This window comes from Sorangium sp. So ce131, assembly GCF_051519095.1.
Lineage (GTDB): Bacteria > Myxococcota_A > Polyangia > Polyangiales > Polyangiaceae > Sorangium.
This window is the reverse complement of record NZ_CP150455.1, coordinates 6,200,179-6,215,363: the sequence shown is the minus strand read 5'-3', so window position 1 is coordinate 6,215,363 and position 15,185 is coordinate 6,200,179. Positions and strand designations below refer to the sequence as shown.

Here is a 15,185-nt window from a genome sequence, read left to right as displayed (position 1 = left end):
GGCGTTTGGTCCGCGATCGGCGCTGGGCTAAGTTCACCCCGTGGCCTGGCTTGCCGAGCTCGCCCTGCTCCTGATCCGCGCGCTGCACCTGCTCGTCCTCGCGGTCGCGCCCACGTGGCTCTCGCCCGAGCCGCTGCCGCCGCCTGCGCTCGCCCTCGCGGGATCGCTGTCGGCGGCCGCGCTGGCCGCGGCGCTCGGCCTCTCGGCGTGGTTCGCCGCGCACCTCGAGACGCGGCTCGCCAGGAACGGCGCGGCGCTCCTGTGGCTCGCCATCGCCGTGTCGCTCGCGGCGGCGCTCTATTACCGCGGGCCGCGCGCGCCGCTCGCGCAGGGCGCGGCGCTCGTGGGCGTGCCGCTGTGGGCGGCGCTCGCGACGCTCGCCGCGGCCGCGGCCGAGCACTGGCTCGGATCGAGCTTCAAGCACCGGCGCATGGGGGCCGCGGTCGCCGTGGTCGGACTCGGGTCCGTCCAGCTGCTCGGGGCGGCGTCCCTGCTCGGATCGCCCGAGCGGATGTGGTGGGAGGCGCTGCGCCGGGACGGGGCGCACCTGCGCGCCGTCGACGAGCTCACGCGGCCGCTCCTCGATCGGAGCAAGCCCGACGAGCTCGAGGGCGCCGCCGCGCGTTGCCTGAAGATGCACCCGCTCGCCGCGCCCGCCGCCGCCGCCGCGCCCGCCACGTGCGCCTGCCTCGCGCTGCGCGCCGAGGCCAGGCTGCGCGCGCGAAAGGCCGATGCCGCCCTCCGCGACGCCGAGGCGGCGCACGCGCGGTGCCCCGAGCAGAAGGGCGCGCGCGCCGCGCTGGCCGAGGCGCTCGCCGTCGCCGGCCGCGCCGAGCGGGCGGAGGCCGAGGCGAGGGCCGCGCTGGCGGAGGGAGGTGATCCGTCGCGGCTCCGCTATGCGCTCGCGCTCGCGCTCGAGCGCGCGGGCCGCCTCGCCGAGGCCAGGGAGGAGGCGGAGCGCGCGATCGCCGCTGGCGCTGGGCGGCAGGCGCAGCTCCTCGCGGGGGCGCTCGCGATCCTGGCCGGGGACCTCGAGGGCGCGACGGCGCGCCTCGCGCCGCTCGTCAAGCAAGATCCCGCGGACGCCGAGGCGCTCTACAACCTCGCGCTCATCGCGGACAAGCGCGGCGACTACAACGGTGCGCGCCAGGGCTACCTCGCCGCCCTCAAGGCCGATCCCAGGAACGCCGACGCGCGTTACAACGTCGCGCTCCTGACCTTCCGCGCGGGCGTCGTCGAGGAGTCTCGCCACCACGTGCGCAAGTTCCTCGACGGCTTCCCGGAAGATCCGCGCGGCGGGCAGCTCGCGCAGGCGACGGGCACGCCGCTCGGCGCCGCGGCCGGCGGCGGAGCGCTGCCGTCCCGGTCCGGCGCGCCGCGTGTCCCACGTGCGCCCGAGGCGCCCGACGCGTCACGTCGATCGGCGCCGCAGGACGCCGCCGCGAGCTCGGGGGCACGCTAGCGAGCGGTCGGGGACGGAGCGAGGCCAGCGCAGACCAGCGCAGACCGCGCGCGGCCTGGCCTGGGTCGTGGGGCAGCGCAGCGCGAGATCCCGCGGTTCGGCCGCTCATTTTTGCGTGACGCGAACGTGACCCTGGACGGCTTCCTGTGGTATTCCGAAGGTCTGGGAGGCTGTGTGTGACACCCGCCGCGGGGACCACCGTTGCCGATCGCTTTCGCCTGACGCGTCCGCTAAGGCAAGGCGGGATGGGCTCGGTGTGGCTCGCCCAGCACATCGGCCTCGACATCCCCTGCGCGATCAAGTTCATGCACGCGCAGGGCGTCTCCCAGGAGGTGCGGCTCCGCTTCGAGCGAGAGGCCAAGGTCGCGGCGCAGATCCGCAGCCCGCACGTCGTGCAGATCCTCGATCACGGCGTGTGGCAGGGCGCGCCGTACATCGCGATGGAGTACCTCGAGGGGGAGGACCTCGAGACGCGCATCCAGCGCGTCGGGCGGCTCGACCCGCACGACACGATGGCGATCACCGCGCAGGTGGCGCGCGCCCTCACGAGGGCGCACGCGGCCGGCCTGGTCCACCGCGATCTCAAGCCCGCGAACATCTTCCTCGTCCGGGACGACGACCGGGAGATCGCGAAGGTGCTCGACTTCGGGATCGCGAAGGACAGCACGCCGCGGGTCGCCTCCACCACGAAGACCGGCTCGCTGCTCGGGACGCCCGCGTACATGAGCCCGGAGCAGGCGCAGGGGACGAAGAGCATCGATCATCGCTCGGATCTCTGGTCGCTCGCCGTCGTGGTGTTCGAGTGCCTGACCGGCCGCCTCCCGTTCGACAGCGCGGCGTTCGGCGATCTGCTCCTCAAGATCATGGTCCGCCCGCTGCCCGTGCCGTCGCAGATCGCCCCCGTGCCGTCCGGCTTCGACGCCTGGTGGTCCCGCGCCGCGTCGCGCGAGCCGGAGGCGCGCTTCCAGAGCGCGAAGGAGTTCTGCGACGCGCTCGCCGTGGCCCTCGACCTCGCGGGCGACGGCTTCGAGTCGCGGACGAGCGTCGTCGTCCCGTTCCGCGCGCCGGGCGACCGGATCTCGGGGGAGCTCGGCTTCGCCCCGCGGTCGCAGGGGGCCGCGACGGTTGAAGCCGCACCCGAGAGCCCGGCGGCGCCCTCGCTCGGCGACGCGGCCACGCTGGTCGCCTCGGACGGCGAGGTCGAGCGGCTCTCGGCGATCCCCAACACGATCGCCTCCGCCGTCGGCGCGGAGGGCGCGTCCGCGATGTCGCCCCGACAGGCGCGCCTGAACACCGCCGCCGCGCTGGTCTCGGTCGTGTCTCCCCCGACGCGGCGACCGGGGCGGAGCGTCGGGCGCGTGATCGCGGCGGCGGCGGCGGGCGCCGCGGTCGTCGCCGTGGCCGGGTTCTTCTTCTTTCGCGGCGCGAGCTCCGCTGGCGAGCACGGGCCGCTCTCGCAGCCGGAGATGGCGGCCTCGGCGCCTGTCGCGCCCGTCGCGCCGGGGGGGCCCGCGGTGGTTCCCTCGGGGGCGGCGCCCGGGAGCGCGCCGGAGCCGCCGGCGGCGGGTTCCGCTGCCGCGTCGGCGACCCCGACGGCCTCGGCGGCGGCGCTCCCGGCGACGCCGGCCCCGAGCAACATGCGCCCGAACGTCATGCGGCCCCGTCCGGTGAAGCCGCGCCCGCCGGCGCCGCCGCCCACCGCGCGCACCAAGCCCAAGCACCCCGACTTCGGCATCTGAAGTTCACCCGCGGTACGTCAAAAAAACTCGCTCGTATGGCTCGTCGACTCGGTATCGCTTCGTTGCTGCTCGCGTTGACCTGCGCCCCAGCCGCCGCCCTGGCGCAGGTCTCCGACGCCGACCGCGCGACGGCGCGCTCGCTCGCCATCGAGGGCCAGGAGGCCCTGGATCGCAAGGACTTCTCCGCCGCGCTCGATCGGTTCGGCCGCGCGGACGCCATCATCCACGCGCCGACGCTGCTGCTCGGCGTCGCCCGCGCCCAGGTCGGCATGGGAAGGTGGATCGCGGCCCAGGAGTCGTACAACCGGATCCTCCGCGAGGGCGCGCCGGAAGGGTCGCCCGAGCCGTTCTTCCAGGCGATCGACGCCGCTCACAAGGAGCTCGACGCGCTCGCGCCGCGCATCCCGCAGGTGCTCATCACGGTGCGCGGATCGAGCGCCGCCGACGTCACGATCGACGGCGAGCCGGTGCCGCGCGCGGCCCTCGGGGTCAAGCGCCCGGTGGATCCGGGCGAGCACACGATCCGCGTGACGGCCGCTGGGCTCGCGCCGGCCGAGGTGAAGTTGACCCTGGCGGAGGGCGCGAGCGAGGCTGTGGTGCTGGAGCTCAAGCCGGTCGCGCCGCCGCCGCCCGCGGCGCCGCTCCCGCCGCCGCCCGACAGGGGCCCCGTCGCCGCCGGCGGCGGCCGCACCGCGCTGGCGATTGCGGCGTTCGGGCTGGGCGGCGTCGGCCTCGCGACCGGCGCGGTGAGCGGCGTGCTCGCGATCAAGAAGCACGGCGACCTCTCGGGGCGCTGCCCCGGCGGCCGGTGCGAGCCGTCGCTCCAGGGCGACGTCGACAGCTACCACGCGATGAGCACCGTCTCGACCATCGGGTTCGCGGTCGGCGCCGTGGCCACCGGCGCGGGGGCGCTCCTCCTCCTCACGGCGCCGAGGTCGCCGCGGCGCGCCGGGATCACCATCACACCCGTGATCGGGCTCGGCTGCGCTGGGGCGGAGGGGAGGTTCTGATGCGCAACGCGATCGGGGTTGGCTTGATGCTCGGCCTTGCAGCGTCCGCTGCTGCATGCGCCAACCTTCTCGGCGACTTTACCGTCGGCGACGGCGGCGCGGGCTCGGCGGGCGGCGGCGGCCAGGGCTCGACGGGGGCGGCCTCGTCGTGCGCGGCCGGCATGACGAGCTGCAGCGACGACCCCGCGGAGTGCACGGTGAACGTGCTGGAGGACGCGCAGAACTGCGGCGCCTGCGGCACGTTGTGCCTCGACGGCGGGTCGTGCGTTGACGGCGAGTGCACCGGGGCCGCCGAGATCGCGCGCGGGTTCAGCAGGGCGAACTTCCTCGTCGTCTACAACGGCGAGGTCTACTGGACGGCCGGCATCGACGAGAACGGCAGCGTGCAGAAGGTGTCGGTCCGCGGCGGAAAGCCCACGATCATCGGCGCCCTGCAGAACTCTCCGTACGGGATCGCCGTCAACAAGCACGGCGTCTTCTGGTCCAACACCAACGCGAAGCAGATCATGCGGGGCAACCACACGGGCGAGAGCGAGAGGGAGCCGGTGCCGCTCGGCTCCTTCGGGTTCCAGACCGTCGGCATCGCAGCGGATGACCAGGAGGTGTTCTGGGCGCAGCGCATCGCAGTCAACGGCGAGCCGGGCAACGGGAACCTGATCGGCCTGATCCCGATGCCCGACGGCCGTGCGGACGAGCGCTTCCTCCGTCAGGACGGCACATCGCCGCACCTCATCGCGATCGATCCAGAGTTCCTGTACTGGATCGATCGGCGTGATCGCGGCGCGGTGAAGAGGACGTCGCGGCGCGACAAGGAGACGATCGATGTGGCGGAGGACCAGCACTTTCCGTATGCCGTCGCCGTCGACGAGACCCACGTCTACTGGACCCTCAACGAAGCCACGCCGCAGCTCGGCGTGATGAGGGCGCGGAAGGACGGCAGCGAGCGCCGCCAGCCGACCAGGATCGGCGGGGGCGATGATGCGAGCGACCCGGAGCGGCACCAGAAGCCCAACGGCATCGCCGTGGACGAGGATTTCGTCTACTGGACCGATCAGGGAGCCGGTAGCGTCCGACGGGCGTTGAAGAACGGCAGCGAACGCCAGGAGGAGCTGTACAGAGGAGGGGGTGCGCCACGCGGGATCGCGCTCCACGAGGGCGTCGTGTACTGGGTCAACGAGAACAACCGCGGCTCCGTGATGAAGCTGCGCCCGAAGTGAGCCACGGCCGCCGGTAGACGGCGGCCCCGCCGGGCCGCCTCGACGGCGCCGGACGAGCGCGCTCAGCCCGCGGCGTCGCGCGCCCGGTCGACGTCGACGCCCAGCCGGCCCGACGTGTCGTCGGCCGCCGAGACGACGCGCGATCCCTGGATGAGATCGCGCGCGATGAGCTGCGTGGAGAGGATCGCGCAGAACGCCATGTCGTCGGTGTTGCTCATCGCCTTGCCGCCGGTCTTGCGGCACTTCGCGACGAGCGACGCGACCGGCTGCGCCTGCCAGATGCCCGCGTCCTTGATGGCCTCCGGCGACAGGCACGCCTCCACGTAGTCGGGCGTCCCGCTCCCGAAGAACGGCTGCACCACCGGCGCGCGGTACGGCTGCTTCTTGCGCTGGAGGACGCCGGGCGGCAAGAGGTCGCCCATCGCGCGCTTCAGCACGTGCTTCTCGTCGAGCGTGCGGAGCTTCAGCGCGTCCGGCAGCGCGTCCGCCACGTCCATCACGTTGGGGTCGAGGAAGGGGAAGCGGCCCTCGACCGAGTTCGCCATCATCATCCGCTCGCCCTGCGAGGAGAGCAGGTAGCCGGAGAGCAGCGTCGTGATCTCCAGGTACTGCGCGCGCGCGAGCGGCGTCCAGCGCATGAAGTCGCCGGGCAGCTGCGCCCTCAGGCGATCGGCCGCGGCGTTCTGGCCGACGCCCTCGCGCATCGCGGGATCGAGCATCAGCTTGATGCGGCTCGTCGCGTCCCACCGCGGGCGATGGGAGTAGAACGGGTCGTCCGTCTGCGCGAGGTTCCGGCCGAAGAAGGCCTTGGCCATCTCGACCTGCGCGACGGGCGAGCGCTGCAGGTACGGGTAGAGCCGGAGGAGGAGCTGGGGCCGGCGCTTGCTCTCCGGGTGGCGCGCCCAGAAGCGGCGGACCCGGTCCTCGCGGAAGATGTCGTATCCCGCGAAGAACTCGTCGGCGCCCTCGCCCGTCAGCACCACGCGGTAGCCGCTCTGCCGGACGAGGCCCGCCAGGATGAAGAGCGGCGCCGGGGCGGTGCGCAGGAGCGGCGCCTCGGCGTGGTAGACGACATCGGGGAAGACGCGCGCGATCTCGGCGTCGCCGCACTGGATCGAGGCGTGGGACGTGCCGAGGTGCGCGACCGCGGCGCGCTGGTACTCGGCCTCGTCGAACTCCCGCTCGGCGAACTCGACCGAGAACGTGCGCAGCGGGACGTCGCGGTTCGAGGCGATCAGCGCCGCCACGATCGTCGAGTCGAGCCCGCCGCTCAGGTAGCTGCCCACGGGGACGTCGGCGCGCAGCCGGATCGTGGCGCCGCCGCGCACCGCCTCGCGCACGCCCGCGACGAGCGGCGCCTCGTCGCCACGCGGCGCGCGCTCGACCGGGAACTCGGGGCGGAAGCGGACCGAGACGCGCGGCGCCGTGTCGCGATCGAGGTCGAGCGTCGCCACGGCCCCCGGCGGGATCTGGTAGACGAGCTCGTAGGGCGTGAGCGGGGCGACCGGCGCCCAGAACGTCAGCGCCTCGTCGAGCCCGTCGCGGGAGATGACGCGCGGGATCGTCGCGTCCTGGTAGAGCGCCTTCACCTCGCTGGCGAACCGGAGGACGCCGCGGTGGGTGGTCCAGAAGAGCGGGTTGATGCCGACGCGATCGCGCGAGAAGAACGCGCGCCTCCGCTTCACGTCCCAGAGGACGAACGCCCACTGGCCGTTCAGCCGATCGACCATCGCCTCGCCGTACTCGGCGTAGGCGTGGATCAGCGCCTCGGTGTCGCTCTTCGTGCGGAAGCGGTGGCCCTTCGCGGTGAGCTCCTCGCGGAGCTCGATGTAGTTGAAGATCTCGCCGTTGAAGCAGACCCAGAGCGTCTCCTCGGCGTTGGCCATCGGCTGCCAGCCGCCGTCGAGGTCGATGATCGACAGCCGCGCGTGGGCCAGCGCGACGTGCTGGTCGCGGTAGATCCCGAAGCCGTCAGGGCCGCGGTGGCGGAGCGCGCGGGCCATCTTGAGGGCCAGCTCGCGGTCGGGGGTCGGCGCCTCGGTGCGTAGGTTGATCAGGCCGGCGATACCGCACATATCAGATGAGCTCGCTCTTCTTGACCTTGCCGCTCGCCGTCTTGGGGAGCGACTCCATGAACTCGACGAACTTGGGCACGGCGACCTCGTCGAGATCGGCCCGCACCTTCTTGCGCACGTCGTCGGCCGTGACCGCCGCGTCGGGCGCCTTCACGACGGCGGCCTTCACCGCGACCCCGAGGACCTGGTCCGGCACGCCGACGACCGCGGCCTCGACGACGCCCGGGACCTTGCAGATCACGGACTCGACCTCGAGCGGGCTCACCTTCTCGCCGCGGGTCTTGATGATGTCGTCCTTGCGGGCGACGAAGTAGAGGTACCGGTCCTCATCCATCTTGAAGAGGTCGCCCGTGTGGAGCACCACCTCGCCCGGCAGCGGCCCGGGCCGGAGCGCGCGCGCGGTCGCCTCGGGGTTCCGGAAGTAGCCGCGCATCACGTTCGGCCCGCGGACGACGAGCTCGCCCACCTCGCCCGGCTCCGCCCGCGTGCCGTCCTCCCGCTCGATCCAGAGCTCCTCGTTCGGCATCGCGATGCCGACGGAGGAGGGGCGCTCGAGCGAAAGGGACGGCGGCAGGTAACAGACGCGCGTGCACTCGGTCTGGCCGTACATCGCGTAGAACGCGACGTTCGGCAGGAGCTCGCGCAGGCGCAGGAGCTGCGGCGCCGGGAGCCCGTACGCCGCGTTCGTCATGTACCGGAGCGCGGAGAGATCGGCCTTCGCGAAGTTCTTGAGCGAGAGCATCGACGCGAAGATCGTCGGCACGCCCGCGAAGCCGGTGACGCGCTCCTCGGCCATCTTCTGGACGATCGGCCAGGGCATGGAGAAGCCCCTCTCGAGCACGACGGTCCCGCCGAAGCCGTGGGTCACGAGCAGCTGAAAGAGCCCGTAGGTGTGCGAGAGCGGCAGCACGCAGAGGATCACGTCGTCCGCCGTGTGCTCGAGGTAGGCGCCGATCGCGGCGGTGCTGTTGCGGAGGTTCTGGTGGGTCAGCATGACCCCCTTCGACTCGCCCGTGCTGCCGCTCGTCCAGCAGAGCGTCGCCAGGTCCAGCTCGATCGCGCGGCGCTCGGGGGGCCCCGAGGGCGCGCTGGCGAGGGCCTCCTGGAAGTCGCGCCCGTGCCCGTCCAGCGGCGGCGCGGCCGCGGCTGCGGGCGGCGCCGCCCCGCTCAGGAACGTCGCGGCCGGCCTCGCGCCGGGCGGCAGCTCGGCCAGGGCGGCGAGGCAGTCGCGCATGCCGCGCGCCGCCACGAGCACGCGCGGCTCGGCGAGCTCCATCACCTGGCCGAAGCGCCGCGGACGCATCGCCGTCCCGAGCAGCGACGGCACGGCGTCGGCCCGGAGCGCGCCGTAGTAGGCGACGACCGCGTCCACGCCGTTGTCGAGGGCGATCATGGCGCGATCGCCGCGCTGCACGCCCGCCTCGCGGAAGAGGGCGGCGCAGCGGTCGGCGAGCGCGTCGAGCTCGCGGTAGGTGAGCCGGCGCCCCTCGGCGACGAGCGCGGCGTGGTCGGGGCGCGAAGCGGCGAACGATCGCAGCGCCGAGTCGATGAGGAAGCGATCCGAGCGCGGATCGCGACGCGCGGTGTGCTGCGTGCTCATGCGCCCCCCGGGGTGCTCGGGCTAGTTGCTGCTCTTCTTCGAGTTGACGTAGCTCACGAGCCGCGCGATCGAGCCGAAGTTCTCCGGCACCATCTCCTCATCGGCGACCTGGATCCCGAGATCCTGCTCGAAGAACGAGACGATCTCGAGGACGGCAGTCGAATCCAGGATGCCCTGATCGAGCAGGGGGACCTCGGCGCCCAGATCGGCGGTGGCACCCCTGTATCCGAACGAGGTGACCAGGAACTTACGAATGGTCGATTCGATGCTCGAATTGCTCATGGAGTTAGCCTCTACGTCTATCACCCTGGAGCCTTTCCTGTCGAGGGCGCACGCGAGACGCCCTCGAGCGCGGCTCTAGCGGAGCGTTCGTCGTCGTTTGGCGGTTGGCGTTTGGCGTTCGTCGCGGCTCGCCCGCGCGTCGCTGCGTGTCGGGCCGCCGCTGGGTGAGCGCCGCGACTCGGGATCTCGATCCCCTTGCGACGTCGTCTTCGTCCTGGTGCGATCTCACGTCTCGCCAGCGTGCCGCGATCGCGTGATCACGCGCACGCGATGTTTCCGGCTGGTTTCCGGCGAGGTGGGCGAACGGAGGCTGCCGCCTCCGCCAGGGCGCTCGCGCGGCGCGGCCGCGCGCCGTCGAGGGCGGGGCCGCGCGCAGCGAAGGGCGCGGCGGATCAGGCGTGGTCCAGATCGCGGACGAGCTGCGGCCGGGCGTGGAGGTACTGGGCCACCCGGCGCTTCGCCTCGATGTCCTTGAACACGCGCTCGACCTGCTCCGGCGTGATGCCGACGGCGGAAGCCGTCTCCGCGGCCGGGACCTTGTTGTTGTAGGCGTAGAGGCAGAGGTCCATCTTGTCGTAGGGGAGCGCGAAGTAGAACTCGTCCTGTCCCTGCGGCAGCGAGAACGTGTCGGTCGTCGGCGCGCGCTTGCGGATGTCCGCGGGCACGCCGATGTACTCGGCGAGCGCGTAGACCTGCGACTTGTAGAGGTGCGCGATCGGCTTGAAATCCGCGGCGCCGTCGCCCTGCTTCACGAAGAAGCCCTGATCGTACTCGAGCAGGTTCGGCGTCCCGGCGACGGCGTAATTGAGCCTGTCCGCGTGGTAGTACTCCATCATCTTGCGGATGCGCTGCTTGAAGTTCGTCGCCGCGACGAGCTGCAGGTAGGCGTTCAGGGGCATCCGCTTCACGCGCGGCTCCTCGCCGGGCGGCTGCGCCGTCAGCTGCGAGACGTTCAGGCGGTCGCTCTCGAGGATCGAGGGCAGCGTGATCTTGAACTTCCAGCTCTCGTTGTAGTCCGGGTACACCATCCGGATCGCCTCGTCCTGCCGCTCGTAGCAGCGCAGGCCGGTCAGCGCGGGCTTGATGTTCTCGATGACCGCCTCGATGCCGAGCTGCTCGGCGAGCAGCTTGCCGAGCCGGAGCGCGTCGTCCGAGGTGTCGCGCTCGGGCATGAAGATGCCGAGCACCTTCTCCTTGCCGAGGGCGCGGGCGCAGAGCGTCGAGACGACGGAGCTGTCGATCCCTCCCGAGATCCCGACCACGGCCCCGCGCCGCCGCAGCTTGCCGAACACCTGGTCCCGGATGGCCTGCTCGATCTCTTGCGCTACCGCCGGGGCATCGATCCTGAGGACGTCTCGCGAAAACATGGTTGGCTCACCCTTTCGAAAAGATGGACCAGCCTATTAAAACGAGGCGCGCCAGGGAACCCCGTTCGCAGCGGGCGCCCTGCCCCTCACGTCGTCGCCGTCGCGAGGCCGCCCGAAGAGCGGGCAGCCTCTCGACTTTCGCCGCGCTCCGCGCTCCGCGCCCGCGTCAGAGCGCGGGGCGCGGCTCGCCGGTCGCGGAGAACTCGTTGGCCTCCGCCGCGAGGATCCAGAGCACCGCCATCCGGACCGCGACGCCCGCCTCGACCTGATCGAGGATCACGCTCTGCTTGCCGTCGGCGACCCGGGGGTCGATCTCCACGCCGCGGTTCATCGGGCCCGGGTGCATCACGATCGCGTCCGGCTTGGCGAGCGCGAGCCGGGCCGGGTTGAGCCCGAAGGTGCGGCTGTACTCGCGCGTGCTCGGCAGGAACGTGCCGCTCAGCCGCTCGCGCTGGACCCGCAGCATCATCACCACGTCGGCCCCCTCGAGGGCGGGCTCGATCCGGTCGTAAACGGTCGCGCCGAGCGACTCCGCGGCCGTCGGGAGCAGCGTGCGCGGGCCGGCGAAGCGGACCCGCGCGCCCATCGCCGTGAGCAGGTGCGCGTTGGAGCGGGCCACGCGGCTGTGGACGATGTCGCCGCAGATCGCGACCTCAAGCCCCTCCAGGCGGCCCTTGGCGCGCCGGATCGTGAACGCGTCGAGGAGCGCCTGCGTCGGGTGCTCGTGCGTGCCGTCCCCCGCGTTGACGACCGCCGCGCGCACGCGCTCCGCGACGTGGTGCGGCGCCCCCGAGGCGCTGTGCCGGATGACCAGCACGTCGGGCTGCATCGCCTGGAGGTTCTGCACCGTGTCGAGCAGCGACTCGCCCTTGACCGCGCTCGACGTGGAGACGCTGATGTTGATGACGTCGGCGCTGAGCCGCTTGCCCGCGAGCTCGAACGACGTGCGCGTGCGCGTCGACGGCTCGTAGAACAGGTTCACGATGGTCTTGCCGCGGAGCGTGGGCACCTTGCGCACGCTCCGGCGCGAGACGTCGAAGAGCGACTCGGCCGCGTCCAGGAGCGCCACGATCTCGGGGCGCGAGAGCCCCTCGATGCCGAGCAGGTGTCGGTGCGGGTAGATCCTCCTCATGCGCTCGCTCACGTCCCTTCCGGGGGAGAGGGGGGCTCCGAGTTCTTCGCGCCGGCGGCGGTGACGAGGGCCCAGAGCTCGCCCGCGCGCTCCACGACGTCGACCCGCTGGTCGGGCGCGAGCTCGACCGCGCGGACGATGTAGTCCGGGTGGATCGGCAGCTCCCTGCCGCCGCGATCGACGAGCGCCACGAGCTCGATCCTCCGCGGCCGCCCGTAGTCGAGCACCGCGTCGAGCGCGGCGCGGATGGTGCGGCCGCTGTAGATCACGTCGTCGATCAGCACGATGCGCCGGCCGTCGACGGGGAAGGGGATGTGGCTCGGGCCGATGCGCGGGTTCGGCAGCGCGGTCGCGGCGTCGTCGCGGTACATCGTGATGTCGACGGCGCCGACCGGCGGCGCCTGCCCCTCGGTCTCGAGCAGCAGCGCGGCGAGCCGCTTCGCGAGCGGCTCGCCGCCCCGCCGGATGCCGATCAGCGCCAGATCCTCCACGCCGCGGTCGCGCTCGGCGATCTGGAGCGCGATACGCCGCAGGCCGCGTCGGACGGCGGCCGGGTCGAGCAGAGCTTCCATGGCGCGGCGAGGGCTAGCACAGGAGGCGCCGTGCACCCAACGGTCGCGTGAAGCCCTCGCGCGATCGCCGGTCTCCCCGCGCGAAGCGCGCCGCTCGCCCGGGGCTCGCCGCCGCCGGCGCGCGCCGCGCGGCGGGGCGGGTGGCGAGCGCCGCCGCGTTCAGTCGGGTTGGTGGAGGACGCGCTGGGTCCGCTCGAAAAAATAGAACCGCTCGAAGCCCGCGCGCTGGAACGTGAGCGCGCCGAACCCGTTCACGGCGATCGCGGCCGCGCCGAGCGCGTAGAACGGCACGCCGAAGCGGCGGCCCCCGACGGCGATCATCGCGAAGAGGAAGGGGGCGAAGTCGTTGGAGAAGCGGTAGCCGAACTGGACCCAGCCCGTGTTCTGGTAGAGCAGGCTCGGCAGCGCGACCGCGGCCGCCGTGGCGGCGAGCGCCCAGAACACGGGCGGCGTGCGCCGGGGCCAGATCGCCCACGTGTAGATCGGCGTGGTCACCCAGAGCGCGAGCCCGTGGGCGTTGATCTGGAACGGCGCGCCCTGCACGCCCGTGAACGGCAGCCCGGTGAGCACCACCGCGAGGTTGCGCGGCAGATAGTGGTACGAGAAGAGCCCCCACTTCTCGATGCGCGGCCGCCAGGCGATGTGGAGGTGCCGGTGCCCGAACTCGACGACGTCGCCGAACCGGGCGTGGTTGTGCCAGAGCAGCGCGAGCAGCACGAGCGCGGCCGGCGCGGCGAACAGGAGGAGCCGGCGGGCGAGCGCGCGCGGGTCCGAGCGGCCCGCGCGGAGCGCCTCGTGGAGGAACAGCGGCGCCGCGAAGCCGAGCGGCGTGCGCGTCGCGAACCCGAGGCCGAGGGCGAGGCCGGCCGCGAGCGGGTGGGCGGCGTCGAGCGCGCAATAGAGGTAGACGCAGGCGAGCGCGACGCCGACGACGTGCGCCGCGAACCACACCGTCCCTTGCACCGCGCTGAACCAGTAGACGCTCCCGAGCGCGAAGAGCAGCGCGAGCGCGGCGTTCTCGTTCTGGGTGCGGCGGCTCCGCCGCGACGCCGAGAGCTTCTCCAGGGCGAGGAAGAGGACGGCCGGCCCGACGCCGGCGAACACGAGGAAGAACTGCCCGTCGCGCACGCGCTCGGCGCTGCCGGCGAGCCGGACGACCGGCGCGATGAGCACCGCGGGGAACGGGGGGAAGCTGACGTAGGTGCGGCCGGAGGCCACCGCGAAGTCGTTGCCGCCCGTGTAGGCCGGCGGCGGACCGCCGAGATCGAGGCGTCCCTCGAGCCACGCCTCCGCGAGCAAGGCGTAGTGGTTGAACGGCGTATGGGCCGCGAAGATCTCGCGGGACGCGGTGACGGCGTAGACGAGCGTGACGAGCGCGTAGAGGGCGATCGCGAGGCCCGCGCGCCGTGTTTCCCCTGGCGATCCAAGCCGACGATCGGAGGCGCCCGCGGCGGGGTCCTCGGGCGTGGCGCTGCGGTCCATGCCCGGGCGACGCTACCACGCCGCGCCGCGGCGGCGTCTCGGCCCGGGGCCGTGCCCGCCCGAGGCTCAGCTCGTCGCAGCGCCCGGCTCTCCCCGCGGCCGCCGCCAGCGGCCGGACAGCGCCGCGGCCGTCCTCGGCCTGCGGAGGACCGGCGCGGCGCGTTGCGCGTTGCGCGTTGCGCGTGCTCTGGACGACGACACCATGACGGCGACGGCGCCAGCGTGGTCTTGCGAGCCAGAGCACCCCGCGCTACACGCTCGGCTTTCCACCGGCGAGCCCTATGTCCCAGGTCACCGTATCCGCCCATGACATCGACGTCTCCGGCATCGCGCTGGACGTGTCGTTGCCCATCGACTGGTTGAACGCCGAGCTCTCGGACGCCGATATCACCGCGACCGCGCCCGGCCACCTGACCGCCCGCCTGTCCCGCTCCGCGAACGAGATCGTCGTGCGCGGCCGCGTCAAGGTGGCCGTCGCCACGCCGTGCGCCCGCTGCCTCGCCCCCGCGCCGCAGGACATCGACGCCGAGATCTCGCTGCTGCTGCGCCCGGCGCCGAAGGCCGAGGCGCACGGGCACGGGCACCGGCGGGACGACGGCGGCCGCAACGGCGCGTCCAAGGCGGGGGCCAAGGCCAAGGAGCCCGAGTACGAGTTCACGGCCGAGGAGGCCGACGTCGACACGTACGACGGCGAGACGGTCGTGCTCGACCCCTTCATCCGGGAAGCCATTCTCCTCGAGATGCCGAACTTCCCCTTGTGCTCGGAAGCTTGCCCGGGTATCGGTCCTGCCGCGTCCCGGGAGGACCGCGAAGGCGGCCCCTCGAACCTCGTCAGCGGGGCGGTGGAGGAGGAAGGGGCCGCTCCCGGCCTCGACCCGCGGCTCGCGCCGCTCAGCGCGCTCCGGGAAAAGCTCGGACAGAGGCCCGGCGCCTCTGGCAAGCCCGAGCGATCCCCCTCGACCTCCCCGGCCAGCGCCGGGATACCGAAGAAGAAGACCAAGAAGGAGTAGTTCCGTGGCCGTCCCCAAGAGGAAAACCACCCCCAGCAAGCGCGACATGCGGCGCGCCAACCACGACAAGGTGACCCCCGTCCAGCTCGTCTCCTGCGAGAACTGCGGGGAAGCCCGGCTCCCGCACCGCGCCTGCGGCGCTTGCGGGCACTACAACGGGCGCAAAGCGAAGTCGACGAAGGCGACCGCGGCCACATGACCGGGGCGGGCGCGCGGAGGCCGGCGCACCTGGACGCG

Annotated in this window: 13 protein-coding genes; 6 read left to right on the top strand and 7 right to left on the bottom strand. The window is 72.8% G+C overall.

Annotated features, from left to right (window positions below):
• Positions 1 to 40 precede the first annotated feature (40 nt).
• The 4 genes from WMF43_RS22625 to WMF43_RS22610 all read left to right on the top strand — a co-directional run bounded on the left by WMF43_RS22625 (position 41) and on the right by WMF43_RS22610 (position 5,428).
• Positions 41 to 1,462, top strand: a complete 1,422-nt coding sequence (locus WMF43_RS22625; protein WP_437683205.1) for a tetratricopeptide repeat protein — start codon at positions 41 to 43, stop codon at positions 1,460 to 1,462.
• 146 nt (positions 1,463 to 1,608) lie between these two features.
• Positions 1,609 to 3,201 (top strand): serine/threonine-protein kinase, encoded by a 1,593-nt coding sequence (locus WMF43_RS22620; protein WP_437683204.1) that lies wholly within the window; start codon positions 1,609 to 1,611, stop codon positions 3,199 to 3,201.
• Positions 3,202 to 3,236: 35 nt separating this feature from the next.
• Positions 3,237 to 4,211: a hypothetical protein gene (locus tag WMF43_RS22615; protein WP_437683203.1), complete on the top strand. Its 975-nt coding sequence runs from the start codon at positions 3,237 to 3,239 to the stop codon at positions 4,209 to 4,211.
• The gene (locus tag WMF43_RS22610; RefSeq protein ID WP_437683202.1) at positions 4,211 to 5,428 is read left to right on the top strand and encodes a lipoprotein receptor; all 1,218 of its coding nucleotides are present in this window, start codon (positions 4,211 to 4,213) and stop codon (positions 5,426 to 5,428) included. Before WMF43_RS22615 ends, WMF43_RS22610 begins: the two co-directional genes overlap by 1 nt.
• Before the next feature lie 62 nt (positions 5,429 to 5,490).
• Here WMF43_RS22610 and asnB read toward each other — a convergent pair whose 3' ends face one another.
• The 7 genes from asnB to WMF43_RS22575 form a co-directional block, all read right to left on the bottom strand.
• Positions 5,491 to 7,503 (bottom strand): asparagine synthase (glutamine-hydrolyzing), encoded by a 2,013-nt coding sequence (asnB, locus tag WMF43_RS22605; RefSeq protein ID WP_437683201.1) that lies wholly within the window; start codon positions 7,501 to 7,503, stop codon positions 5,491 to 5,493.
• A gap of 1 nt (position 7,504) precedes the next feature.
• Complete coding sequence (locus tag WMF43_RS22600) at positions 7,505 to 9,103, bottom strand: class I adenylate-forming enzyme family protein (RefSeq protein ID WP_437683200.1); 1,599 nt, start codon at positions 9,101 to 9,103, stop codon at positions 7,505 to 7,507.
• A gap of 21 nt (positions 9,104 to 9,124) precedes the next feature.
• Positions 9,125 to 9,385, bottom strand: coding sequence for an acyl carrier protein (locus WMF43_RS22595; protein WP_437683199.1), 261 nt, complete (start codon positions 9,383 to 9,385; stop codon positions 9,125 to 9,127).
• Positions 9,386 to 9,777: 392 nt separating this feature from the next.
• The gene (gene nadE, locus WMF43_RS22590; RefSeq protein WP_437683198.1) at positions 9,778 to 10,752 is read right to left on the bottom strand and encodes an NAD(+) synthase; all 975 of its coding nucleotides are present in this window, start codon (positions 10,750 to 10,752) and stop codon (positions 9,778 to 9,780) included.
• 166 nt (positions 10,753 to 10,918) lie between these two features.
• A complete protein-coding gene (locus tag WMF43_RS22585) occupies positions 10,919 to 11,884 on the bottom strand; it encodes an aspartate carbamoyltransferase catalytic subunit (protein ID WP_437683197.1) in 966 nt (321 codons plus the stop codon).
• A gap of 8 nt (positions 11,885 to 11,892) precedes the next feature.
• Positions 11,893 to 12,456, bottom strand: a complete 564-nt coding sequence (pyrR, locus tag WMF43_RS22580; RefSeq protein WP_437683196.1) for a bifunctional pyr operon transcriptional regulator/uracil phosphoribosyltransferase PyrR — start codon at positions 12,454 to 12,456, stop codon at positions 11,893 to 11,895.
• Between the two features lie 159 nt (positions 12,457 to 12,615).
• Entirely contained in the window at positions 12,616 to 13,938 is a 1,323-nt protein-coding gene (locus tag WMF43_RS22575) for a hypothetical protein (protein WP_437683195.1), read from the bottom strand.
• Between the two features lie 281 nt (positions 13,939 to 14,219).
• On the opposite strand from WMF43_RS22575, the gene WMF43_RS22570 reads away from it, so the two are divergent.
• Both WMF43_RS22570 and rpmF read left to right on the top strand, forming a co-directional pair.
• Positions 14,220 to 14,948, top strand: a complete 729-nt coding sequence (locus tag WMF43_RS22570; protein WP_437683194.1) for a YceD family protein — start codon at positions 14,220 to 14,222, stop codon at positions 14,946 to 14,948.
• A gap of 4 nt (positions 14,949 to 14,952) precedes the next feature.
• Positions 14,953 to 15,147 (top strand): 50S ribosomal protein L32, encoded by a 195-nt coding sequence (gene rpmF, locus WMF43_RS22565; RefSeq protein ID WP_437641301.1) that lies wholly within the window; start codon positions 14,953 to 14,955, stop codon positions 15,145 to 15,147.
• The last annotated feature ends 38 nt before the right edge of the window (positions 15,148 to 15,185 follow it).